At 66.8% G+C, this 23017-nt stretch carries 28 protein-coding genes; 26 read left to right on the plus strand and 2 right to left on the minus strand.

All coding sequences use genetic code 11. The features are described from left to right. Positions 1-3: 3 nt before the first annotated feature. Positions 4-2175 carry a transglycosylase domain-containing protein gene (locus tag J2Y63_RS04145; protein ID WP_435265075.1) on the minus strand — a complete coding sequence of 724 codons (2172 nt, stop codon included), beginning with the start codon at positions 2173-2175 and terminating at the stop codon, positions 4-6. A 190-nt stretch (positions 2176-2365) separates the two neighbouring features. Between J2Y63_RS04145 and J2Y63_RS04150 the strand changes: the two genes are divergently transcribed. After that, positions 2366-2869 carry a YcgN family cysteine cluster protein gene (locus J2Y63_RS04150; RefSeq protein WP_435265510.1) on the plus strand — a complete coding sequence of 168 codons (504 nt, stop codon included), beginning with the start codon at positions 2366-2368 and terminating at the stop codon, positions 2867-2869. A gap of 4 nt (positions 2870-2873) precedes the next feature. On the opposite strand, the gene J2Y63_RS04155 is transcribed toward J2Y63_RS04150, so the two are convergent. Beyond that, positions 2874-3206, minus strand: a complete 333-nt coding sequence (locus tag J2Y63_RS04155; protein WP_435265076.1) for an MmcQ/YjbR family DNA-binding protein — start codon at positions 3204-3206, stop codon at positions 2874-2876. Positions 3207-3316: 110 nt separating this feature from the next. On the opposite strand from J2Y63_RS04155, the gene J2Y63_RS04160 reads away from it, so the two are divergent. From J2Y63_RS04160 to J2Y63_RS04280, 25 genes are all read left to right on the plus strand, one after another. Further along, on the plus strand, positions 3317-3586 hold the full coding sequence (locus J2Y63_RS04160) for a BrnT family toxin (protein WP_435265077.1): 270 nt from the start codon (positions 3317-3319) through the stop codon (positions 3584-3586). Beyond that, positions 3558-3878, plus strand: coding sequence for a BrnA antitoxin family protein (locus tag J2Y63_RS04165; RefSeq protein WP_435265078.1), 321 nt, complete (start codon positions 3558-3560; stop codon positions 3876-3878). Before J2Y63_RS04160 ends, J2Y63_RS04165 begins: the two co-directional genes overlap by 29 nt. A 211-nt stretch (positions 3879-4089) precedes the next feature. Beyond that, positions 4090-4641 (plus strand): hypothetical protein, encoded by a 552-nt coding sequence (locus J2Y63_RS04170; protein ID WP_435265079.1) that lies wholly within the window; start codon positions 4090-4092, stop codon positions 4639-4641. Between the two features lie 265 nt (positions 4642-4906). Further along, the gene (locus J2Y63_RS04175) at positions 4907-6160 is read left to right on the plus strand and encodes a DNA-packaging protein (protein ID WP_435265080.1); all 1254 of its coding nucleotides are present in this window, start codon (positions 4907-4909) and stop codon (positions 6158-6160) included. Between the two features lies 1 nt (position 6161). Beyond that, positions 6162-6773, plus strand: coding sequence for a glycoside hydrolase family 19 protein (locus tag J2Y63_RS04180; protein WP_435265081.1), 612 nt, complete (start codon positions 6162-6164; stop codon positions 6771-6773). 202 nt (positions 6774-6975) lie between these two features. Further along, entirely contained in the window at positions 6976-8115 is a 1140-nt protein-coding gene (locus tag J2Y63_RS04185) for a phage portal protein (protein WP_435265082.1), read from the plus strand. A 414-nt stretch (positions 8116-8529) separates the two neighbouring features. Further along, the gene (locus J2Y63_RS04190; RefSeq protein WP_435265083.1) at positions 8530-8844 is read left to right on the plus strand and encodes a DUF6107 family protein; all 315 of its coding nucleotides are present in this window, start codon (positions 8530-8532) and stop codon (positions 8842-8844) included. 120 nt (positions 8845-8964) lie between these two features. Further along, positions 8965-9522 carry an HK97 family phage prohead protease gene (locus J2Y63_RS04195; protein WP_435265084.1) on the plus strand — a complete coding sequence of 186 codons (558 nt, stop codon included), beginning with the start codon at positions 8965-8967 and terminating at the stop codon, positions 9520-9522. A 17-nt stretch (positions 9523-9539) separates the two neighbouring features. Beyond that, complete coding sequence (locus J2Y63_RS04200) at positions 9540-10790, plus strand: phage major capsid protein (RefSeq protein WP_435265085.1); 1251 nt, start codon at positions 9540-9542, stop codon at positions 10788-10790. A 251-nt stretch (positions 10791-11041) separates the two neighbouring features. Continuing rightward, on the plus strand, positions 11042-11611 hold the full coding sequence (locus tag J2Y63_RS04205) for a head-tail connector protein (RefSeq protein WP_435265086.1): 570 nt from the start codon (positions 11042-11044) through the stop codon (positions 11609-11611). Further along, positions 11611-11949: a phage head closure protein gene (locus J2Y63_RS04210; protein ID WP_435265087.1), complete on the plus strand. Its 339-nt coding sequence runs from the start codon at positions 11611-11613 to the stop codon at positions 11947-11949. The genes J2Y63_RS04205 and J2Y63_RS04210 overlap by 1 nt, the downstream gene beginning before the upstream one ends. Continuing rightward, positions 11946-12353: a DUF3168 domain-containing protein gene (locus J2Y63_RS04215; RefSeq protein WP_435265088.1), complete on the plus strand. Its 408-nt coding sequence runs from the start codon at positions 11946-11948 to the stop codon at positions 12351-12353. Before J2Y63_RS04210 ends, J2Y63_RS04215 begins: the two co-directional genes overlap by 4 nt. Before the next feature lie 27 nt (positions 12354-12380). Next, positions 12381-12788: a phage major tail protein, TP901-1 family gene (locus J2Y63_RS04220; protein WP_435265089.1), complete on the plus strand. Its 408-nt coding sequence runs from the start codon at positions 12381-12383 to the stop codon at positions 12786-12788. Next, a complete protein-coding gene (locus J2Y63_RS04225) occupies positions 12788-13138 on the plus strand; it encodes a gene transfer agent family protein (RefSeq protein WP_435265090.1) in 351 nt (116 codons plus the stop codon). The genes J2Y63_RS04220 and J2Y63_RS04225 overlap by 1 nt, the downstream gene beginning before the upstream one ends. Beyond that, positions 13135-13338 (plus strand): rcc01693 family protein, encoded by a 204-nt coding sequence (locus tag J2Y63_RS04230; RefSeq protein WP_435265091.1) that lies wholly within the window; start codon positions 13135-13137, stop codon positions 13336-13338. Before J2Y63_RS04225 ends, J2Y63_RS04230 begins: the two co-directional genes overlap by 4 nt. 3 nt (positions 13339-13341) lie before the next feature. Then, positions 13342-13872, plus strand: coding sequence for a phage tail tape measure protein (locus J2Y63_RS04235; protein WP_435265092.1), 531 nt, complete (start codon positions 13342-13344; stop codon positions 13870-13872). A 40-nt stretch (positions 13873-13912) separates the two neighbouring features. After that, positions 13913-14548 (plus strand): phage distal tail protein, Rcc01695 family, encoded by a 636-nt coding sequence (locus tag J2Y63_RS04240; RefSeq protein WP_435265093.1) that lies wholly within the window; start codon positions 13913-13915, stop codon positions 14546-14548. Beyond that, on the plus strand, positions 14545-15429 hold the full coding sequence (locus J2Y63_RS04245; protein ID WP_435265094.1) for a DUF2163 domain-containing protein: 885 nt from the start codon (positions 14545-14547) through the stop codon (positions 15427-15429). The genes J2Y63_RS04240 and J2Y63_RS04245 overlap by 4 nt, the downstream gene beginning before the upstream one ends. Then, positions 15422-15862, plus strand: coding sequence for an NlpC/P60 family protein (locus J2Y63_RS04250; RefSeq protein ID WP_435265095.1), 441 nt, complete (start codon positions 15422-15424; stop codon positions 15860-15862). The genes J2Y63_RS04245 and J2Y63_RS04250 overlap by 8 nt, the downstream gene beginning before the upstream one ends. Positions 15863-15865: 3 nt before the next feature. Continuing rightward, entirely contained in the window at positions 15866-19705 is a 3840-nt protein-coding gene (locus J2Y63_RS04255; protein ID WP_435265096.1) for a baseplate multidomain protein megatron, read from the plus strand. A gap of 16 nt (positions 19706-19721) precedes the next feature. Beyond that, the gene (locus J2Y63_RS04260; RefSeq protein WP_435265097.1) at positions 19722-19931 is read left to right on the plus strand and encodes a hypothetical protein; all 210 of its coding nucleotides are present in this window, start codon (positions 19722-19724) and stop codon (positions 19929-19931) included. A 93-nt stretch (positions 19932-20024) separates the two neighbouring features. Beyond that, entirely contained in the window at positions 20025-20276 is a 252-nt protein-coding gene (locus J2Y63_RS04265; RefSeq protein ID WP_256120858.1) for a hypothetical protein, read from the plus strand. Positions 20277-20323: 47 nt separating this feature from the next. Then, positions 20324-20995, plus strand: a complete 672-nt coding sequence (locus J2Y63_RS04270; protein ID WP_256120859.1) for a response regulator transcription factor — start codon at positions 20324-20326, stop codon at positions 20993-20995. After that, a complete protein-coding gene (locus J2Y63_RS04275; RefSeq protein WP_435265098.1) occupies positions 20985-22403 on the plus strand; it encodes an ATP-binding protein in 1419 nt (472 codons plus the stop codon). Before J2Y63_RS04270 ends, J2Y63_RS04275 begins: the two co-directional genes overlap by 11 nt. 109 nt (positions 22404-22512) lie before the next feature. Further along, positions 22513-22938 (plus strand): hypothetical protein, encoded by a 426-nt coding sequence (locus tag J2Y63_RS04280; RefSeq protein WP_435265511.1) that lies wholly within the window; start codon positions 22513-22515, stop codon positions 22936-22938. Positions 22939-23017 lie beyond the last annotated feature (79 nt).

Consider the following 23017-nt stretch of genomic DNA (forward strand, 5'->3'; position numbering starts at 1 on the left):
CCGTTACTCTGTCCGGTTGGCGCCGGTGCCGTCAAGCGCGGCCACGCGGCCATCGGCCTTCAGGGGCTTGGCCTCGTTGAACTGGCGGGCGACATCCTTCAGGAGCTTTGTGACGTCGGCCGAGAGCGAACGCGGGCGAACGAGGGCGGGAAGCGCGCTCTCATCGGTCGAAGTGGCGGCGACTTCGCTCGCCTTCTTGCCATCCGGCAGCGGGTTCTCGATGCCGGGGATGGGCCGCAGCTCGATGCCCTGGTGGGCATAGTCCATCAGGCGCTTGAAGGTCATGGCGGGAAGCGAGCCACCGGTCATGTTGTTGGTCGACGTATAGTCGTCGTTGCCGAACCAGACGGCGGTCGTGTAATTGCCGGTGAAGCCGACATACCAGGCGTCGCGATAGGCCTGCGTCGTGCCGGTCTTGCCGCCCGAGACGATGCCGCGGTCGAGCGCGCCGCGCCGCGCCGTGCCGCTCACCGGAATGGTGACGAGGATGCGGTTCATCGACGAATCCGCCTGTTCGGAGAGAACGTGTTTTGCCGGCGGTTCATCGCGGCCGAAATCGTAGAGGATGTCGCCGTCGTAATTGATCATCTGGCTGATGCCGTGGCGGCGCGACTGGAGGCCGCCGGCCGGGAAGACCGCATAGGCCGTCGCCTGGTCGAGTACGGTGACTTCGGAGGTGCCGAGCGGCATGGTCTTGTCGGTCCGGATCGGCGTCTCGACGCCCATTGCCTTTGCCATTTCCGCGATGCGCTTGGTGCCGAGCTTGTCCTTGGCGAGGCGGACCGGCACGGTGTTGATGGACTTCGCCATCGCCGTCATCAGTGTCATGCGGCCAGCGTACGAGCGGCCGTAATTCTGGGGCGACCAGCCGCCCCAGCTGATCGGCGCGTCGACGATGGTCGTCTCGGGCGTCATGCCGGATTCCATCGCGGCGGCGTAAGTATAGGCCTTGAAGGAGGAGCCCGGCTGGCGCAGTGCCCTCGTGGCGCGGTTGAACTGGCTTTCGCCATAGTCCCGGCCGCCGACCATGGCGCGCACGGCGCCGCCGTTCTCGATCATCACCATGGCGCCCTGCTTGACGCGGTAGCTCTCGCCGTACTGGCGCAGCCCGCTTTCCACGGCCTCTTCGGCGGCGGCCTGCAGGCCCATGTCGATGGTGGTGCGCACGATCAGCGAATGCTGGGCGAAGGGTTTTGCGATGCGCTGCACCTCCTCGAAGGCCCAGTCGAGGAAGAAATCGGGCGCCGTCTTCTCGTTGCGGTCTATGATGGTGGCGGGGTTGCGCCGGGCGGCGATCACCTGGCCCTCGGTCATCAGCCCGCCCTGCACGAGGTTGGTCAGCACCTCGTTGGCGCGCGCACGGGCGGCGGGCAGATTGATATGCGGGGCGTAGCGGGCCGGCGCCTTGAACAGGCCAGCGAGCATGGCGGATTCGGCGAGGTTCACGTCGGTGACGTTCTTGCCGAAATAGAACTGCGCCGCCGCGGCCGCGCCAAAGGTGCCGCCGCCCATATAGGCGCGGTCGAGATAGAGGCGCAGGATTTCCTTCTTGGAGAGATTGGCTTCGAGCCACAGCGCGAGGAAGGCCTCCTTGATCTTGCGCTCGATGGTGCGCTCGTTCGAGAGGAACAGGTTTTTCGCGAGCTGCTGGGTGAGCGTGGAACCGCCCTGCACGACGCCGCCGGCGCGCGCATTCTCGTTCATGGCGCGGGCGAGGCCCAGGAAATCGATGCCGAAATGGCTGAAGAAGCGGCGGTCTTCCGTCGCCAGCACCGCCTTGATCAGGTGGTCCGGCAGTTCGTCGATCGGCACGGAGTCCTCGTGGATGATGCCGCGATGGCCGATTTCGTTGCCGTAGCGGTCGAGGAAGGTGACGGCGAAGTCGCTCTGCGCGCGCCAGTTGCCCGTCGTCTCTTCGAAGGCGGGCAGCGCCAGGGCGAGCAGCAGCACGAAGCCGGCCGTGCCGAGGTTCATGCCTTCCCCGGCGATCTCGAAGATCGCCTTCTTCCAGCCCTTGGCATGGAAGCGGCGGGAGAAGATGGTGATCTCCTCCCAGATTTCCGCGAGGCGAAAACCGGCATTCCAGACCGTGGAATCGATCCAGGAATCGAGGCGCAGGAAGAAGTGCCGCTTGCGGCGTCGCGGTTTTACGGGCTTCTGGCTGTCGTCTTCCACGTTTCGCTTACCTTTGCCAGCGGATTCGGGCCGCAGCCTGCCCGCCTCTGGTTAACGTCCTGTGACCACCGGTTTATTCAGGCACGATAGCAGTCTTTTGAGACGAGCAGAACGGGATTTGCGCGAAAGGGTTAGCAGCCGCGCTCTTGACCTTTGGCGCCAAGGGGTTCAGGGGTCGGGCATGACGAAGATGAAGCACAGGGGCGCCGCCGCGCCGGCCGAGGCCGGAAGCGCGGACGTGCTGCCGTTCTGGAAGACGAAGACGCTCGCCGAAATGAACGACGTGGAGTGGGAAAGCCTCTGCGACGGCTGCGGCCTCTGTTGTCTCAACAAGCTGGAAGACTGGGAGACGGCCGAGATCGCCTGGACCTCGATCCGCTGCGTGCTGCTCGATGGCGAAAGCTGTCGCTGCTCGGACTACGAGAACCGGCAGGCGACCGTGCCCGACTGCATCCGCCTGACGGTGGAGAGCGTCTCGGAAATCTCCTGGCTGCCGCCGACCTGCGGCTATCGCCTCGTGCGCGACGGCGAGGACCTCTACTGGTGGCACCCGCTGGTCTCCGGCGATCCCGAAACCGTGCACCAGGCCGGCATTTCCGCCCGCGGCCGCACGGTGAGCGAGGAGGGCCTCGATGTCGAGGACTATGAGGATTACCTCGTGACCTGGCCGTTGGAAGTGGGCAGGGGGAACTAGTCTCTCAGTTCAGGCTCGCGGCCACCAGCTTCTTCGGCGCCACGTTGCGCCAGGCGGTGCCGATCAAGTCGCGCACCCGCTCGTCATCCGCGCCGTCGAAATAGACCGAGGTCCAGCCCTTGAGCCCCCAGCCGCCCGGCACCGGCGCGCAAAGCCCCGGATCGGTCTCGACCACCATCGCCTGCTGGCCCGGCGTCAACTTCAGCACGGCCCGGCCGGCCTGCGGCAGCGACATGAAGATCTTCTCGCCCACCCGGAAGTCCCGCTTCCCGAAATGAGCACTCTCCCGCGCCTCCGGCATGCCGAGCGCGATCGCGATGAGATCGTCGGATGTCATGGGGAGGAGGGTAGCATTATTCCTGATGGGCTGAAAGTTTGCGGCGATGCACAGAGTTTATGTATCACTTTTAAGCTGCATTCACGTATTAAATGTGATACAAAAAATCCATGGAAATCACCTATGACGAAGCGAAGCGGCTGGGCAATATTGCGAAGCACGGCCATGACTTCGCTGCGCTCGATATGGATTTCTTCGAGGAAGCGCTGGTCGCTCCGGCCCATTCCGGGCGTTGGAAAGCGATCGGCATGTTTCGAGACGGCACGCTTGCCGTGGTCTTCGCGACGCTGGGAAGCGAAGCCATCTCGCTGATTTCCATGCGCGCCGCGAGCAGGAATGAAAGGAAGCTCTATGAGCACTACCGCCAGACGTCCCCGTGAAATTTCCTCGGAAGAGGAGACCCGCATCCAGCAGGGTATTGCCGATGATCCGGACAATACCGAATGGACAGAAGAGGATTTCCGCAAGGCAAAATCGTTCCGGGATGCCTTGCCTGAGCTAGCGGCGGCGATCGACCGGGCGAAGGCCAAGCGCGGCCGGCCAACGGTCGACAGCCCGAAACAGCAGATTTCCGTGCGGCTCGATCCTGATCTTATCCGGCACTACAAGGCGACCGGGAAGGGCTGGCAATCGCGGATGAACGACGACCTGCGCAAGGCGGCAGGCCTCTAGTGAAAAGGAAAAAATAGGAAAATAGTCCTTGACGGCGTCACGGTGATTTGATAGGGTTATGGCATAGTCGGAAAGGTGCGGGCGGAGAGCTCGCCGGGCTTTTCGGAGGCTGGATGGTTTGGCGGTTTTCGCCCGCGGCCGGCTTGATGGGAATTTATTGACAGGCGCTCGTTCCTCTGGACCGGGCGCCTTTTCATTTTCGGGTGTGGCGATGGACAGCGGTTTGACGGTGGATCTCGGGCTTTTCGGCATCTCGCCGGAGATGGCGGTTTATGACGGGCTGGCGGGGCGGCGGGCGGATCTTGCGGGCGGCGCGGCGCCGGTGCTCGATATCAAGGCGGAAGCGCCGCTCGATCCGTTTCTCGACATGCAGGCGATGCTTCTGGAAATGACGAAGGAGCTGCGCGAGCGGTTCCAGCGCTTCCAGAGCCAGCAGGCCTTTGCCGAGCGGGATGCCGATGCCGCCGAGGATGAGGCCTCGCGCAAGCTGGCGCAGACGGACGCCAAGGCGGCGATCGAGGCGGTGTCGCTGATCGTGCGCACGCTGGAAAAGATCGACAGCCTGCAGCGCACGCTGATCAACGAGCGGGCCGAGGCGGAAGCCGCGCTGGGCGAGCCGGATGACGGCGAGGCGCTGGCGGCGGAGTTCGACCGGCTGGTGGAAGAGCGCGTGAAGGACCGGTTGAATGCCGCAAGGGAAGAGTGGATGCGGGAAAACGGGCCTGGCGGCGATGCTGCCGCGCGGGCGGAAAGCGGGCCGTAGGGATCGGCTCGCCCTTCGGGCGGCCGGGCGGAAGATCGATGCGGATATGACGGCGGCGGCAGCGGGCTTGCGGATGATCGAGGATGAACGGGCGCGGACGGCTTTTCGGATTGCTGCCGATGGGCTGGAGGCGGGGCTTGGGCGGCGGGGTGAGACGGTCGAGACTGTGAGTTGCCCCTCATCCCCCTGCCGGGACCTTCTCCCCGCAGGCGGGGAGAAGGGGCGCGCGGAAGCGTCTCGTTTCCAAGCTGCTCCTGATAGGGATGTGGGCGGGCCGGATGGCGATCGCCAGCCCCGGTTTCGCAGCCGGGAGGAGTCGCGACGGTGGCATTTTCAATCGCGTCTGGCCCAGATGCCGCCCAAGGGCGACTGGCGGGTCTGGCTGCTGATGGGCGGGCGCGGCTCGGGCAAGACGCGGGCGGGTGCGGAATGGGTGCATGCGATGGCGCTGGCGCGGCCGGACAGCCGCATCGCGCTGGTGGCCGAAACGCTCGGCGATGCGCGCGAGGTGATGATCGACGGGGTCTCCGGCATCTGCCGGATCGCGGGGCGGTCGCGGCCGGAATTCGAGGCCTCGCGCCGGCGGCTCGTCTGGCCGAACGGGTCGATCGGGCAGATCTTTTCCTCCGAGGACCCGGAAAGCCTGCGCGGACCGCAGTTTCATCTCGCCTGGTGCGACGAGCTCGGCAAATGGAAACATGCGCAGGAAACCTGGGACATGCTGCAATTCGGCCTGCGCCTCGGCGACGATCCGCGCATGCTGGTGACGACGACGCCGCGGCCGGTGCCGCTTTTGCGGGCGCTGGCGGCTGATCAGAAGACGGCGGTCCGGCGTATTCGCACGGAAGACAATGCCAAAAACCTTTCGCCGCGCTTTCTCGACGCCATGGCGGATCGCTACGGCGGCACGCGGCTCGGGCGGCAGGAGCTGGATGGCGAGCTGATCACCGACCGCGCGGATGCGCTGTGGAGCCGGGCGCGGCTGGAGGCGATCCGGTTGCGCAATCCGGGGCCGCTGTCGCGCATCGTCGTGGCGGTCGATCCGCCGGCGACGGCTTCCGCGGCTTCGGTCTGCGGTATCGTCGTGGCGGGGCTGGACAGCAGCGGGCGGGCGGTGGTGCTGGCGGATTGTTCGGTGACGGGTGCCAGCCCGGCTGGCTGGGCGAGCGCGGTGGTGCGCGCCTTTCGACGCTTCGATGCGGACCGGGTGGTCGCGGAAATCAACCAGGGCGGCGACATGGTGACGGCGATGCTGCGCAGCGTCGACGCCAACCTGCCGGTCGCGACGGTGCGGGCGACGCGCGGCAAGTTTTTGCGGGCGGAGCCGGTGGCGGCGCTCTACGAGCAGGGGCGGGTGGCGCATGCGGGTGCTTTTGCGGAGCTGGAAGACCAGATGTGTGATTTCGGGCCGGATGGGCTGTCCGCCGGCCGCTCGCCGGACCGGCTGGATGCGCTCGTCTGGGCGCTGACGGCGCTGGTGTTCGACCGGCTGGGCGAACCGCGGGTGCGAGGGATTTGAGATGGTGATCGATCGCAAGGCGTTTTTCGACCATGTGCGTGGGCCGCTTTATGGCGACCGGCTGGGGCAGGGGCAGGTCGCGGGTTTGACGGCGCTGCTCGACCGGTTCGAGCAGGGCGGCGAGACGCGCGACCGGCGGTTCCTCGCCTATATGCTGGCGACCGCGCATCACGAGACGGGCGGGCGCCTGCAGCCGGTGCGTGAGACTTTTGCCGCGACGGACGCCGCGGCGATCGGCGTGCTCGACCGGGCCTTTGCGGCCGGGCGGCTGCCGCAGGTCTCCGCGCCGTACTGGCGGCGGGATGCGGACGGGAAAAGCTGGCTCGGGCGCGGGCTCGTGCAGATCACGCACCGGCGCAACTATGAGCGCCTGGCGGAACTGACCGGCATCGACCTCGTTGCGCGGCCGGAGCGGGCGATGGAGATGGCGACGTCCGTCGAAATCCTCTTCGTCGGCATGCTGCGCGGCGCCTTCACGGGGCGGCGGCTGGCAGATCATTTTGCCGCCGGGCGGGCCGACTGGGTGGGCGCGCGGCGCATCATCAACGGGCTCGACCGGGCCGAGCGGGTGGCGGGGTATGGGCAGGCGTTTTTTGTGGCGCTGGGTGGGTAGCGCGGCGGTGCCGTGTGGATCCTCGGGTCGAGCCCGAGGATGACGGAGGGGAGGAGAGGCCTCTGCCTCCAAGAACGGTGCGGCATGTCGAACCCTGGCGATGACGATGCGCGCTCTCTTCTTTCGTCATCCTCGGGCTCGACCCGAGGATCCACGGCCGCACCCACAGCATCATTGGCAAATTCAAACAACCGAGGGCATCATGAAGCTACCATCCTTCCTTTCGCGGCGGCCAAGGGCGGCGGCGGAGACCAAGGCGTCGGGCTTTTTCGCGCTGACGGCCGAGGGCCGGGCGTATTGGTCGAGCCGCAGCTATGCGTCGCTGTCGCGCGAGGGGTTCATGAAGAACCCGGTGGCGCATCGGGCGGTGCGGATGATCGCGGAGGCGGCGGCCTCGGTGCCCTGGCTTGCCTATGCGGGCGAGGTGGAGCGGCCGGATGAGCCACTGCTGGCGCTCATCGCCCGACCGAACGGGCGCATGGCGGGCACGGATTTCTTCGAGACGCTCTATGGGCACCTGATGCTCTCCGGCAATGCCTTCGTCGAGGGTGTGCGGGTGGGTGAGGAGCTGCGCGAACTGCATCTGCTGCGGCCGGACCGGATGCGTGTGATCGAGGGGCGGGATGGTTGGCCGGAGGCCTATGAATACCGGGCGGGCAGCCATGTGCGCCGGCATGCGGCCGGCGAGGGGCAGGCGATCCTGCATCTCAGGCTGTTTCATCCGCTCGACGACCAGGTGGGGTTTGCGCCGCTGGAGGCGGCCTCCATGGCGCTCGACCTCTCCAATGCGGCGGCGATCTGGAACAAGGCGCTGCTCGACAATTCCGCGCGGCCTTCCGGCGCCCTCGTCTACCAGCCGAAGGAGGGCGGGAACCTGACGCCCGACCAGTATGACCGGCTGAAGAGCGAGCTGGAGGAGGGCTATTCCGGCCCGGCGCGCGCAGGGCGGCCGATGTTGCTGGAAGGCGGGCTCGACTGGAAGGCGATGGGGCTCTCGCCGCGCGAGATGGATTTCGTGGAAGCGAAAAACGGGGCCGCGCGCGACATCGCGCTCGCCTTCGGCGTGCCGCCCATGCTGGTCGGCATCCCGGGGGATGCGACCTATGCCAACTACCAGGAGGCCAACCGCGCCTTCTGGCGGCTGACGGTACTGCCCCTGGTGCAGCGGACCGCGGCGTCCTTTGCGGCCTGGTTCTCCGAGGATGGGGAGACGGCGCTGCGGCTGGTGCCGGATCTCGACCAGGTGAGCGGGCTTGCGGCGGAGCGCTCGGAATTGTGGGCACGGGTTGGGGCGGCGGCGTTTTTGACGGACGAGGAGAAGCGGCGGGCTGTGGGGTATTGAGGGGGTGGGTGGTTGCCGCTTCCCCCCTCTGCCCTGCCGGGCATCTCCCCCTCAAGGGGGGAGATCCGCTGGACGCACGCGCATTGCTTAATTTGCGACGGTAGCGATGGGTGGAACGTAGCCGCGATTCAATCTCCCCCCTTGAGGGGGAGATGCCCGGCAGGGCAGAGGGGGGCACATGCCGCTTCCTACCTGTTCTGAGAACAAAAACAACGGCTTGTCGCGGGACGATGAATCTCCGTGCCGACGACTGGATTCACACCGTAAAGGCGTTGAATCGGCTTCCAAACAAAGCGCTGCAAGCGATTCAAAAGACTCAGCGTTTTCCATCGCCTGACTCTGCGCGAGGCAGGACGCTTGCGGCCGCCTGTGGCCGGGCCGCTTGAATTTCATAATAATCTGAAAGGCTTAACAATGGCTGACATCGGAAACGATGGCGGGCTGTGGACGGCTCGTCTGGTTGGGGCTTCGGCGGGTGCTGCTGTTTCGCTCATTTATTTGCTGCCGAAGAGCCGTCGCGAGGCGGCTTGCCGGTTTTTCACCGGGCTTGCCTGCGGGCTCGTCTTCGGCGGGCCGGCGGGGCTTTGGATCGCGGTGCGGCTTGGCATCGCGACCTATCTCGGGCCGGCGGAGGTGCTGCTGACCGGGTCGGCGGCGGCGAGCCTTTCGGCCTGGTGGGGGCTCGGCGTGCTGGCGCGCGTGGCGGAGCGGATGAGGGGCGGCGAATAGGGAATAGCGAAGAGCGAATTGGGAATGGCGCCATTCGTCACCGAAACGGCCGCCCTTTCTATTCGCTACTCCCTATTCGCTATTCGCCTCCATTCGATTTCCAAATCATCGGAGCAAATCATGATCACCGAAGACCTGCCGGTCTGGCGGACGAAGAAATATGCGGATCTGACGCTTGCCGGCGTCGCCAGTGACGGGGTGTTTTCCGGCTATGCGAGCCTGTTTGGCGAGGTGGACCTGGGTAAGGACGCTATTGCGCCCGGCGCCTTCGTGCGCTCGCTGGAGAAACGCGGGCCTGCGGGCGTGCGCATGCTGTTTCAGCATGATCCGGCCGAGCCGCTCGGGCGCTGGCGCACCATCCGCGAGGATGCGCGCGGGCTCTATGTCGAGGGCGTGCTTTCGCCCGGCGTGGCCCGCGCCCGCGAGGTGCTGAACCTCATGAAATCCGGGGCGCTGGATGGGCTTTCCATCGGCTTCCAGACGGTGCGCTCGAAGACCGACCGGGCAAGCGGCGTGCGCCGCATCCTGGAGGCGGATCTTTGGGAAATCTCGATCGTCACCTTTCCCATGCTGCCTTCGGCGCGGGTGTCGAACGTGAAGAATGCGCGGTGGTTCCGCGACAGGGAAACGGAGCTCGTACGCATCATGCGCCGGGCGGCCCGGATGATGAAACGCTAACAACTGAAGAGGTAGACATGACGGAGATCCACAAGACCGCGCCGGAAATCAAGGCCGTGCCGGAAACGATGACCGCCGCCTTCGACGACTTCATGGAGGCCTTCGAGGCCTTCAAGGAGACCAACGACCGCCGGCTCGGCGAGATCGAGCAGAAACTGACGGCCGACGTGGTGACGCGCGACAAGGTGGACCGCATCAACCGCGCCATGGACGAGCAGAAGCGCGTGCTCGACCACCTCGCGCTGAAGAAGGCGCGTCCGGCACTCGGCGGCAGCGGCGAGGGCAGCCTGGAAGCGGCCGAGCACAAGGCGGCCTTTTCCGCCTATATGCGCCGGGGCGACGAGAATGCGCTCAGGGCGCTGGAGGGCAAGGCCATGTCGGTCGGCTCGGCGGCCGATGGTGGTTATCTCGTGCCGCCGGAAACGGATACGGAAATCGGCCGCCGGCTTTCCGCCGCCTCGCCGATCCGCGCGCTGGCGACCGTGCGCCAGGTCTCGGGTTCGGTGCTGAAGAAGCCGTTTGCCACCTCCGGCATGGCGGCCGGCTGGGTGGCGGAGACGGCCGCGCGGCCCCAGACCGGCAATGCGCAGCTCGCCGAACTCTCCTTCCCGACCATGGAACTCTACGCCATGCCGGCGGCGACGGCGGCGCTGCTCGACGATGCGGCGGTGGATGTCGAAGGCTGGATCGCCTCAGAGGTCGACATCGTCTTCGCCGAGCAGGAAGGCACCGCCTTCGTCTCCGGCGACGGCACCAACAAGCCGAAGGGTTTACTGAGCTATACCAACGTCGCCGATGCGAGCTGGAGCTGGGGCAATATCGGCTATATCGCGACGGGCGCGGCGGGCGCCTTCAAGGCGAGCAATCCCTCCGACACGCTGTTCGACACGGTCTATTCGCTGAAGGCGGGGCACCGGCAGAACGGCACCTTCGTGATGAACCGCAAGACGCAAGGCACGATCCGCAAGTTCAAGGATACGGACGGCAACTATCTCTGGCGCCCGCCGGCCTCCGCCGGCCAGGCGGCCTCGCTGCTGGGCTTCGCCATCGCGGAGGCCGAGGACATGCCGGATGTGGCGGCCGACAGCTTCTCCATCGCCTTCGGCGACTTCCGCTCCGGCTATCTCGTCGTCGACCGCACGGGGGTTCGCGTGCTGCGTGATCCCTATTCGGCCAAGCCCTACGTGCTGTTCTACACGACCAGGCGCGTCGGCGGCGGGGTGCAGAACTTCGAGGCGATCAAGCTGGTGAAGTTCGCGGCGAGCTGAGGCCTGTCCTCTCCCTCTCCCCGCTTGCGGGGAGAGGGCTGGGGTGAGGGGCAACCCCGCGGCAAGGCCGTGCTTGTGTTTGCCCCTCATCCGGCTGCCGCCACCTTCTCCCCGCAGGCGGGGAGAAGGGACCGTGCCGCTCTGTCTTCCTCCATTCTTCTCGCACCGGCGGTCGTCCCCTGACGCCGGTGCTGGCGGGCGCGGTTTCCTCCCGGCTGCGCCCGCCGTTCCTCCAGACCGGACAGGACCCCATGACCATTGCCGAACTGATGCCGCCGGCCGCGGAGCCGATTACGCTTGCCGAGGTGAAGGCGCATCTGCGCCTCGATGCCTCCGATGAAGACACCCTGCTAGCGGGCCTGATGCGGGCTGCGCGGGAACACCTGGAGGGGCAGACGGGGCTGGTGCTGATCGCCCGCACCTTTCGCCTCTATCTCGACGACTGGCCGGAGGCCCGGGTGATTCAGATTGCCAGGGGGCCGGTGCAAACCATTGAAACGGTGACGGTTTATGACGCTTCCGGTGCGCCGGTCGAGGTCGATGCGACGGGCTATGTGCTCGACGGCACGGCGCGGCCGGCGCGGCTGGTGCTGCCCGCGCGGCCTGCGACGGAACGGGCGCTGAACGGCATCGAGATCGATTTTACCGCCGGTTTCGGCGAGAACGGCGCGGAGGTGCCGGACACGCTGAAGCGGGCGCTGCTGCTGCATGTCGCGGCGATGTACGAGCTGCGCGGCGTGCTTTCGCTGGACGACCAGCCGGGCGCGGTGCCGCAAGGCTACGACCGGCTTGTCGCGCCCTATGCCATGCGGAGGCTCTGATGGCCTTCGACGGAACCATCGATCCCGGCGCCTTCACGGCGCGGCTGGTGCTGGAACAGCCGGTGGAAACGCCGGATGGGCAAGGGGGCGTGGAGCGCACGTTTTCGGCGCTCGCGACGCTCTGGGCACGCATCGAGCCGACCGTCGCGAAGGCGGACGAGGCGGCGGGAACGCTGCCGGTGACGGTGACGCACCGCATCTGGATGCGGCGCCGCGAAAACCTGGCGGGCGGCATGCGGCTGCGCAAGGGCGCGCGGCTGTTTGCCATCCGCGCCTTCCGCGATCCGGATGAGACCGGCCGCTACACGCTTGTCGACTGCGAGGAGATCAAGCCATGAGCGCGGCATCGGCCCTGCAGAAGGCGATTTTTGCCCGGCTTTCGGGCGACACGGCGCTGACGGCGCTGGTCGGCGCGAACGGTATCACGGACCGGCGGCTTGCCGAGCCGGCCTCGCCACTGGTGGTGATCGCCGGCATCGACAGCGCGGACCATTCGACGGCGAGCGAGACGGGCGAGGAGCACACGGTGACGCTCGAGGCCTGGTCGGAAGCGGCGGGGCACCGGCAGGTGCAGGCGATCGCGGCGGCGGCGCGCGCGGCGCTCGACGATGCGGCGCTCACGCTTACCGGGCATCACCTCGTCTTGCTGTTTCATCGCGACACGCGGCTCAGGCGCGACGGCAAATCCCGCTTTCACCGTGCGGAAATGCGCTTCCGGGCGGTGACGGAACCGGACGCTTAACCCCATTTTTCGAAGAGGAACCTTGCCATGGTGGCACAGAAGGGGCGGGACCTGCTGCTCAAGATCGATAACGGCGCGGGTTTTGCGACGGTTGCGGGGCTGCGCTCCAAACGTTTGTCGTTCAATGCGCAGCTCGTCGACGTGACGGACGCGGAATCGGCGGGGCGCTGGCGCGAGCTTCTGGGCGGTGCCGGCGTGCAGCGCGCCGCCGTCTCCGGCAGCGGGATTTTCAAGGACCAGACGTCGGATGCGACGGTGCGCTCGCTGTTCTTCGGCAGCACGATCGTCCACTGGCAGGTGGTCATTCCGGACTTCGGGACCGTCGAGGGGCCGTTCCAGATCGCGGCGCTGGAATATTCCGGGGCGCATGATGGCGAGATCGTCTTCGAAATCGCGCTGGAATCGGCCGGTGTGCTGACCTTCGGGGCGCTCTGATGGGCGCGCGGGCGAACCGGCATCGCGGCGAGATCGAGGCCGTTTTCAACGGCGAGCGGCGGGTGCTGTGCCTGACGCTGGGGGCGCTGGCCGAGCTGGAGACGGCCTTTGCCGTCGACAGCCTGACGGGGCTGGCCGAGCGTTTTTCCTCCGGCCGGCTGAAGGCGGATGACCTGATCCGCATCATCGCAGCCGGGCTGCGCGGCGGTGGCAATCTCTTCAGCGACGAGGATGTGGCGTCGATGGCGGTGGCGGACGGGCTTGCGGGTTTTGCGCGTATTGCCGCCGAACTGCTGCAGGCGACATTTGGAGCAGGTGCCGAAAACCCTCCCGGGCCGCATCCGGCGTGAGCGGCGAGAGGGCCGCCTTCCCCTGGGAGGCGGTGCTTCATGCCGGGCTCTGCCGCATGCGGCTTTCCGCAAGGGACTTTTGGGCGATGACGCCGCGCGAGCTCGGCTTTGCGCTGGGCGTGCTGCGGCCCTTGCCGGCGGTGCCGGGGCGCCAGGCGCTTGCGGCGCTGATGCAGGCCTTTCCCGACAACAAGGAGTGAACCATGGCGGACGACAATCCTCTCTCCGGCACGCTGGACGATGCCGGTGAGCTTTCGACGATCTTCGAAGACCTGGAGGCACGCTCGCGCTCCTTCGGATCGGCGCTGACCAGCGCGCTGAAGGGCGCGGTCGTGGACGGCAAGGGGCTGGAAAGCGTGCTGCGCGGACTGGCGCTGCGCATGAGCGATATCGCGCTTTCCGTCGGCCTGAAGCCGCTGGAGGGGCTGTTGTCCTCCGGGCTTTCCGGCCTGCTTGGCGGGGCAACGCCCTTTGCCAAGGGCGGCGTGGTGGCCGCGCCCACCTATTTCGGCAGCGGCGGCGGCCTGGGGCTGATGGGCGAGGCGGGGGCGGAGGCGATCCTGCCGCTGAAGCGCGGGCCGGACGGGGCGCTGGGTGTTGCGACCGAGGGCGGCGGTGGCGCGCGGATCGTCTTCAACGTGACGGCACAGGATGCGGCGAGTTTCCGCAAGTCGGAAGGGCAGATCGCGGCGATGCTGACGCGTGCGGTGGGGCGGGGGCAGCGGAGTTTGTGAGTGAAAATGAGGGGCAGGCCCCGCAGGCGAGGATAGAGACATGGCAGGATTTCATGAGGTGCGGTTTCCGTTGCGGGTGGCGCTGGGTACCAGCGGCGGGCCGGTGCGGCGGACGGATATCGTCAGCCTGTCCAACGGGCGGGAGAACCGCAACCGGCGCTGGCAGGATGCGCGGCGGCGTTATGATGCGGGATCGGGCGTGCGCTCGGTCGAGGATCTTTATGCGGTGCTCGCCTTCTTCGAGGCGCGGGCGGGGCAGTTTTACGGGTTTCGGTTTCATGATCCGGTGGATCATAAGTCCTGTGCGCCGGGTGGAACGATTGGCGCGAGCGACCAGCAAATCGGCACCGGCGATGGGGCGACGGCGGCGTTTCAGCTGGTGAAGCGCTATGCGGACGCCGGTGGCGAGACGGTGCGGACCATCGACAAGCCGGTGGCGGGCACGGTGGTGGTTTCCGTTGCGGGCGGTGTTCGGCCGGCGGGCGATTATACGGTGAATTCCGCGACGGGGGTCGTGACCTTCAAGCCTGGGAAAATTCCGGCTTCTGGCGTCATCCGGGCCGGCTACGAATTCGACGTGCCGGTGCGGTTCGATACGGACCGCATCGATATCGATCTCGCGCAGTTCAATGCCGGGCGCATTCCTTCCATTCCGCTTCTGGAGATCAAGCCATGAGGACGATCCCGAGCGGGCTTCAGGCCCATCTCGACGGGGAGGTGACGACGCTCTGCCATGCCTGGCGGGTGACGCGCCGCGACGGCGTGGTGATGGGCTTTACCGATCACGACCGCGATCTTTCGTTCGGCGGACTGGACTATCTGGCGGCGAGCGGTTTCGAGGCGAGCGAGGCGGAGGACGGCAACGGGCTTTCGGCCGAGGGCGGCGATGTTTCGGGCGGGTTTTCGGCCGACGCGGTTCGCGCGGAGGACCTTTCTGCGGGGCGGTATGACGGGGCGAAGGTCGAGGTCTATACGGTCAACTGGCAGGATCCGTCGCAGCGGTTGCTGCTGCGCACGGCGGAGCTGGGCGAGGTGCGGCGCGAGGGCGGGCTTTTTCGCGTGGAACTGCGGCGGCTGACGCATCGGCTGGATCAGGTGCATGGGCGCATCTACGGGCATCGCTGCGATGCGGTGCTGGGCGACAGCCGCTGCGGCAAGGATGTTTCGACCTCGGCATTCCGGGCGACCGCGACTGTGATCGCGGTGCTGGATGACATGCGGGTGCGGGTGAGCGGGCTTTCGGGCTTTGCCGACCGGTTCTTTCGCTATGGCGTGCTGACGTTTACCAGCGGCGCGGCCGAGGGGCTGACGGCGGATATCGAGGACCAGCGAAAGGCGGGCGGGGAGCTGACCTTCTGGCAGCCGGTGCCGGCGGGCGTCGCGGTCGGCGATACGATGTTGGTGACGGCGGGGTGCGATAAGCGCTTTTCCACCTGCAAGGCGAAGTTCGCCAATGCGCTGAATTTTCGCGGCTTTCCGCATATGCCGGGCAGCGACTTCACCTATGGCTATGCGGATGGCGAAACTGTGCATGACGGGAGGCCGCTTTATGAGTGAGGCTTTCGCAGAACGCGTCGTTGCCGTGGCGCGGGGCTTTATCGGCACGCCGTATCGCCATCAGGGATCGCTGAAAGGTGTCGGGTGCGATTGCCTGGGGCTGGTTCGCGGCGTGTGGCGGGAGCTTTATGGGGCGGAGCCGGAGGTGCCGGGGCCTTATGCGGCGGACTGGGCGGAGCGGGCGGGGGAGGAGCGGCTGCTTGCCGCGGCGGCGCGACATTGTGGCGGCGTGCTTCCGGTTTCGGCGCTTCGGCCGGGGGATCTTCTCATCTTTCGCTGGCGGGCGGGGGTGGCGGCGAAACATGCCGGCATCGCGGCGCCCGACGAGCGTTTCATCCATGCCTACGAGCAGGGGGCGGTGATCTCTTCGCCGCTCGTGCCTTCCTGGCGGCGGCGCATTGCCGGCGTCTTCCGCTTTCCAGAGATTGGCTGAGCCATGGCGACACTTCTTTTCCAGGCGGCGGGGGCCGCGCTTGGCGGGATTTTCGGCCCGTTCGGGGCAATCCTTGGGCGGGCAGTGGGCGCGCTTGCGGGATCGGCGGTCGACCGGTCGCTGATCAACGGCATGACGACGATTTCCGGCGCGCGGCTGAACGACGGGCGCGTGCCGGGCGCTGAAGAGGGCACGGCGATGAGCCGCGTCTATGGCACGGCGCGTGTCGGCGGCACGCTGCTCTGGGCGACGCGGTTCGAGGAAGAGGTTTCCGTCGAGCGCACCGGGGGCAAGGCGACGGGGCCGCGGGTCGAGACCTATAGTTACTTTGCGAATTTCGCCGTTGGGGTGTGCGAGGGGCCGATTGCCGGCATCCGGCGTGTGTTTGCGGACGGGCGGGAGATCGACCTGACGGGCATCGAGATGCGCGTGCATCGCGGCACGGCAAACCAGGCGCCCGATCCGTTGATCGAGGCCAAGCAGGGGGTGGGCAACACGCCGGCCTATCGGGGGCTCGCCTATGTCGTCTTCGAGCGGCTGCCGCTCGATATGTTCGGCAACCGCATTCCGATCCTGCAGTTCGAGGTGCTGCGGCCGGTGGGCTCGCTGGAAAGCAAGATCCGGGCGGTGACGGTCATTCCGGGGTCGAGCGAGCATGGCTACGATCCGCGGCTGGTGACGGAGAAGATCGCGTCCGGCAAGGGGCGCAACATCAACCGCAACACGCTGGTCGCGGCGACCGACTGGGTGGCGTCGATCGACGAGTTGCAGGCGCTTTGCCCCAACCTTGAGCGGGTCGGGCTGGTGGTCGCGTGGTTCGGCACGGAACTGAGGGCCGGGCAGTGCCGCATCGTGCCGGGCGTGGAGGTTTCCACGCGGCAGGACGAGAGCCGGCCTTGGGTGGTTTCCGGCATTGCGCGTGAGGATGCCTACGTCGTCACGCGCGTCAACGACCGGCCGGCCTATGGCGGCACGCCGTCGGATGCGAGCGTGATCGCGGCGATCCGGGACCTGAAGGCGCGCGGCATCGAGGTCTATCTCTATCCGTTCCTGATGATGGACGTGCCGATCGACAACGACCTGCCCGATCCCTATGGCGAGGCGCAGCAGGCGCCCTATCCCTGGCGCGGGCGCATCACCTGCCATCCGCCGTCCACCAACAAGACGGCGTCGGCGCGCGCGCAGGTCGAGGCCTTTGTGGGCAATGCCGATGCCGGCGACTTTGCCGTTTCGGGCGAGGAGATCACCGGGCCGCTCGGCGACGAGGGGTTTCGGCGGCTGGTGCTGCACTATGCACTGCTGGCGGAAGCGGCCGGCGGGGTGGACGGGTTCCTGATCGGCTCGGAAATGCGGGGCCTAAGCTGGCTGCGCGATGGCAGCGGGGATTTTCCCTTCGTCGAGGCGCTGGTCGACCTGGCGAGCGATGTGCGGGCGATCGTCGGTAGTGGCACGAAGATCACCTATGCGGCGGACTGGAGCGAATATTTCGGGCACCAGCCGGGCGATGGCAGCGGCGAGGTGCGGTATCATCTCGATCCGCTCTGGGCCTCGTCGGCCATCGATGCTGTCGGCATCGACAATTACATGCCGCTTTCCGATTGGCAGGATGCCGATACGCTGGCCGGCAATCCGGACGGGTTTCGCCATTCTGAGGACATGGCGGCGATGCGGGCGATGATCGCTTCCGGCGAGGGGTTCGACTGGTACTACCCCGATATGGACGCGCGCCGGGCGCGCGAGCGGGCGCCGATTTCGGACGGCATGGCGGGAAAGCCCTGGGTGTTCCGCTACAAGGACCTCGAAAACTGGTGGGGCAACCGGCATTACGAGCGCAGCCCCGGCGGCGCGGAACTGCCGGGCCATACGGCCTGGGTGCCGCGCTCCAAGCCGATCTGGTTCACCGAACTCGGCTGCCCGGCCACCGACAAGGGGGCGAACCAGCCGAATGTCTTCGTCGACCCGAAAAGCTCGGAGAACGCGCTGCCCTATCATTCCGGCGGCGCGCGCAACGATGCGGTGCAGCGCCGCTTCCTCGATGCGCACCATGGCTGGTGGCAGGGCAGCGGGCCGGAGGCGGGCATGGTCGATCCCGACCATATCTTCATCTGGACCTGGGACGCGCGGCCCTATCCGGCCTTTCCGGAGGATACGGCGCTGTGGTCGGACGGGCTCAACTGGCAGCGCGGGCACTGGCTGAACGCGCGGCTGGGGGCGGGCACGATTGCGGATGTGATTGCCGCCGTGCTGAAGGATCACGGATTTACGGATTTCGACGTCTCGGGTGTCGCGGGCGATCTCTCGGGCTTCGTGCAGGCGGACCAGACGTCGGCGCGCGGGCTGATCGAGCCGCTGATGGAGGCCTTCCAGATCGATGCGCTGGAGGCGAACGGCAAGCTCGTGTTCCGTTCAAGGCTGAAATCGGCGCTGCTGCCGGCGGAGATCGAGATCCTTGCCGAGCGGCCCGATGAGGCGCTGTTCGAGGAGAGCCGCGGGCATATCAGCGATTTTGCGGGCGAGGCGATCCTCGACCATTTCGATGGGGCGGGCAGCTATTCGCGGGTGACGGCGCGCTCGCGCCGCATGGCGGGCGGAAACGATCGCGTGCTGCGGCTGGCGCTGCCGGCGGTGCTGCATGCGGGAGCTGCTGCGGCAAGCGTCGAGACGGCGCTGCGCGACCAGCGGGCGGGGCAGCGGCGGGTGACATTTCGCCTGCCGCCGACGGCGCTTGCCGTGACGCCGGGCGATATCGTGCGGCTCGCCGACGGGCCGGACGGACGCTTTCTCATCACGGGTATTACCGATGGGCTGGTGCGTGAGGTGGAGGCGCGGGCGATCGCGGCGGGGGAAAGCCCGGCGCCGCTGCTCATCGAGGGCGCAAGCCGCCCGTCGAGCGGGGCGGGGCCGGGGGATGCGTTTACGCCGGAGGTCGTGTTCCTCGATTTGCCGATCCTCGGCTCCGGGACGGCGCAGGATTTTGCGCGCGTTGCCGCCTATGCGCAGCCCTGGCGCTCCATGGTCGTGTCGAGTTCCGAGGGCAGCGAAGGGTTTCGCAGCCGTGTGCGGCTGGAGCGGCCGGCGCGGATCGGGCGGCTGGTCGATCCGCTCGCCGTGGGCGTCGTCGGGCGGTTCGATCCGGACCGAGTGGTGGTGCTGGATCTTGCGGGCGGCGGGCTGGCCTCGGCGGAGACGCTTGCCATGTTGAACGGCGCCAACCGCATTGCGGTTCGCGGCGGGAACGGGGCTTGGGAAATCATCGGTTTTACCGGGGCGAGTGAGATTGCGCCGGGGCGCTGGCGTTTGACCGGCCTGTTGCGCGCACTTCATGGCACCGATGACGCCATGGCCTCCGGCCATGCGGCCGGGGCCGTGGTCGTGGTGCTGGACGATGCGGTCCGGCCGCTTGGGCTGGATGTCGAGGAGGTGGGGCGGCTTTCCAACTGGCTTGTCGAGGCGGTCGGTGGTTCGGGCGGGCAGGCGGGGCCTTTTGCCTTTGCCGGGGGCGAGCGGGCACTGACGCCGCTGGCGCCTGTGCATCTTCGCGGTCGGCGCGGGGCGGACGGCGTGGTGCGGCTGTCCTGGGTCCGGCGCGGGCGGATCGATTCGGATACCTGGCTTGCCGCCGAGATACCGCTCGACGAGCCGAGCGAGGCCTATCGCCTCGATATCCTCTCCGGCGAGACAGTGGTGCGCCGCGTCGAGACCGCGGGTCCTGCCTTCACCTACGCCGCCGTCACGGAACTTACCGATTTCGGCGCGCCGCAGACGACCCTGAGCATTCGCGTGCGCCAGCTTGGGCGCGCGGTGCCGCTCGGCCTTCCGGCGCGCGCCACCATCACCCTTTGAACGAAAGGAAAAAGCGATGAACGACGATCTGAAGGCCTGGTATCAGTCGCGTACCGTCTGGGGTGCGCTGATCGCGATAATCGCGTCGCTGGCCAACGCCGCGGGCCTTGAGGTGACGGCGGGCGACGAGGGGGAATTGGCCGATCTCGTGGTGTCGGCGGTGGGCACGATCGGTGGCCTGATCGCGCTCTACGGGCGGATTTCGGCGCGCCGGCGGGTGCGGTGATGGCGGCCGGATCGTCCACAGGGCATTCATTTGCCATTCAGCGAGGATCGTTTATTGCTTGCATCACAATGATCCGCACCTGAAAGTATGTTCATGGCATCGCCACTTCTCATAACCGCGCTTGCGGCCAGCCTGCTCCTTCCGGGGCCCGTCGAGACGGGAACCGCGCGGGATGTCGTCGCGGTGGCCGGCGATTGCAGCGCCGCGGCGGCGCAGGTGGTGGAGCAGACCGGAGGCGAGCTTCTCTCGGCGCAGCCGAAGGGCGACACCTGCGTGGTGACGGTGCTCGTGCCCGGCAAGGGCAATGCCCGCCCGCGCAAGGTGACCGTGCGCGTACCGATGTAAGGCCTCCAAAAGCCTTTCGCGATGGAATGAGATAGGAAAGAGGCCGAATGCGCATCCTGGTGGTCGAGGACGACGTCAACCTGAGCCGGCAGCTCAGCGAAGCCCTGAAGGAATCCGGCTACGTGGTGGACCAAGCCTTCGATGGCGAGGAAGGCCACTATCTCGGCGATACCGAGCCCTATGACGCCATCATCCTCGATATCGGCCTGCCGGAGATGGACGGCATCACCGTCCTCGAAAAATGGCGTGCCGACGGGAAAACCATGCCCGTCCTCATCCTCACCGCCCGCGACCGCTGGAGCGACAAGGTCTCTGGCATCGATGCGGGCGCCGACGACTATGTGGCTAAACCCTTCCATGTAGAGGAAGTTTTGGCCCGAATTCGGGCGCTCATTCGTCGTGCCGCGGGGCATGCGAGCCCGGACATCGTCTGCGGGCCGGTGCGGCTCGACACCAAGGGCTCCAAGGCGACGGTCAACGGCGAGACGCTGAAGCTGACCTCGCATGAATACCGGCTGCTCTCCTACCTCATGCACCATATGGGCGAGGTGGTGTCTCGCACGGAGCTGGTCGAGCACATGTACGACCAGGATTTCGATCGTGATTCCAACACGATCGAGGTTTTCGTCGGGCGCCTGCGCAAGAAGATCGGCGTCGACCTGATCGAGACCGTGCGCGGCCTCGGCTACCGGATGCAAGCCCCCGCCAATGGCAAATAACGCCAGGCGCTCCCGCTCGCTCACCTTCCGCGTTCTGCTTCTCGCCTCGCTCTGGGCGGCGGTCGCCCTCATCGTCATTGCCGTCGTCATCTCGACGCTCTACCGCCAGAGCGCGGAGAAGAGTTTTCGCGATCTTTTGCGCGCGCAGCTCTACAACGTCATCAATTCCGTTTCGACGGACGAGAATACCCGGCTTTCCGGCGCGCCGCAGCTCGGCGACCTTCGCTTCTTCCAGCCGCAATCGGGCTGGTACTGGATCGTTGAGCCGATCGGTGGCGCGCTGGCGACGGAGACGTTGACCTCTTCCTCGCTCGGAATCGGCAGCATCCCGATCCCCGATACGGACAGCATTCCCTTCGATACGCGCTACGAGCGTTTTTACACGACCATCGATTCCTTCGGGAACGAGGTGGAAGTGGGGGAGACGGAAGTGGTGCTGGACGGCGAGGGGCGCACGGCACGCTTTCGCGTCGTCGGCAACCGCGATGTGCTGGAGGCCGATATCGACGACTTTTCCGGCAGCCTCTACCTGGCGCTTGCCGGTTTCGGTTTCGGCAGCCTGCTCCTCAACGCGGCGGCGATCCTCATCGGCCTCAAACCGCTCGACCGGGCGCGCAAGGCGCTTGAGAAGATCCGGGCCGGCGAGAGCGAACAGCTCGACGGTGATTTTCCCCGTGAAATCCTGCCCTTGGCGAGCGAAGTGAATGCGCTGATCGACAGCAACCGGCGTATCGTCGAGCGGGCGCGCATGCAGGTCGGCAACCTAGCCCATTCGCTGAAGACGCCGATTGCCGTGCTGCTCAACGAAGCGCGCCTGCTGGCGGCCCCGCAGGGCGATCTCGTGCGCACGCAGGCGGAAGCCATGCAGAGCCAGGTGCAATCCTATCTCAACCGGGCGCGCATTGCCGCACAGCGTGAATCCGTGCTCGCCCGCACCGAGACGCTGCCGGTGCTGGAACGGCTGGTGCGCGTGATGCGGCGTCTCAATGTCGACAAGCAGTTTCCGCTCGGCGTCGATCCGCCCAATCTGGTGCTGGCGATGGAGCAGCAGGACGTCGAGGAAACCGTCGGCAACCTGCTCGAAAACGCCGCGCGTTATGCCCGCACCACCGTGGAGATCCGGGCCTTCGTCGCGCCGGCGGAGGTGCGTGGCAGCGACGACGCGCGCAAGAGCTGGATCGTCATCGAGGTCGAGGATGACGGGCCGGGGCTGGAGCCGGGCGAGATCCGCGAGGCGATGAAGCGCGGCAAGCGGCTCGACGAAAGCAAGCCGGGCACCGGGCTCGGCCTTTCGATCGTCAGCGAGATTGCGTCGGAGTACCAGGGAACCTTCGGGCTTTCGCGGGGTTCCGGCGGCGGTTTGCTGGCGCGCCTGGTGTTGCCGGCTGTCACAAAGGATGTTGCCTGAGACGGCGGACAATGCAACAAGGGAGGGGCTCGCGAATATGAGGATCGCGGGATGGACGAATTGCCGGGCGGCGTGCCGCCCCATGCGTGAAGAGAGACGGTTCCAGCGGATGAAGACGGGTTTGCGCGGCGCCTTTTTCCCTTTCCTTCTGGCAGCAGCGACGGTTTCGGGATGCACGACCACATCGGGTGGCAAGACGCAGACCGGCGGCACGGTGCCGGCGGGCGCGGGCGTGTACATCACCGCGCTGCAGGGCGGGCTCGTCAGCCGCAATGCCGCAGCCGGACTTTCCAAGGCCGACATGCAGCGGGCGCTCGAAGCTGAATACCGCGCGCTTGAAGCCGCACCCGGCGGACAGCCGGTCGTCTGGCAGGGCAAGGGCGTCAGCGGATCGGTGGTGGCGGCAGCGCCCTACCAGGTCGGCTCGCAGAACTGCCGGCAGTACAGCCACACGCTGACCGTCGACGGCCGCGACACCGCGACGCGCGGGGCGGCCTGCCGCAATGCGGACGGGGCCTGGACGCCGCTTTCCTGATAACGCTTTGACGGTTGCGGCGAAACGCCTCAAATTTGCGTCATTGTTCCCTGGGGAATTGGAAACGCCGGCGCGTTCC

This window comes from Shinella sp. BE166 (assembly GCF_051201095.1).
Lineage (GTDB): Bacteria > Pseudomonadota > Alphaproteobacteria > Rhizobiales > Rhizobiaceae > Shinella > Shinella lacus.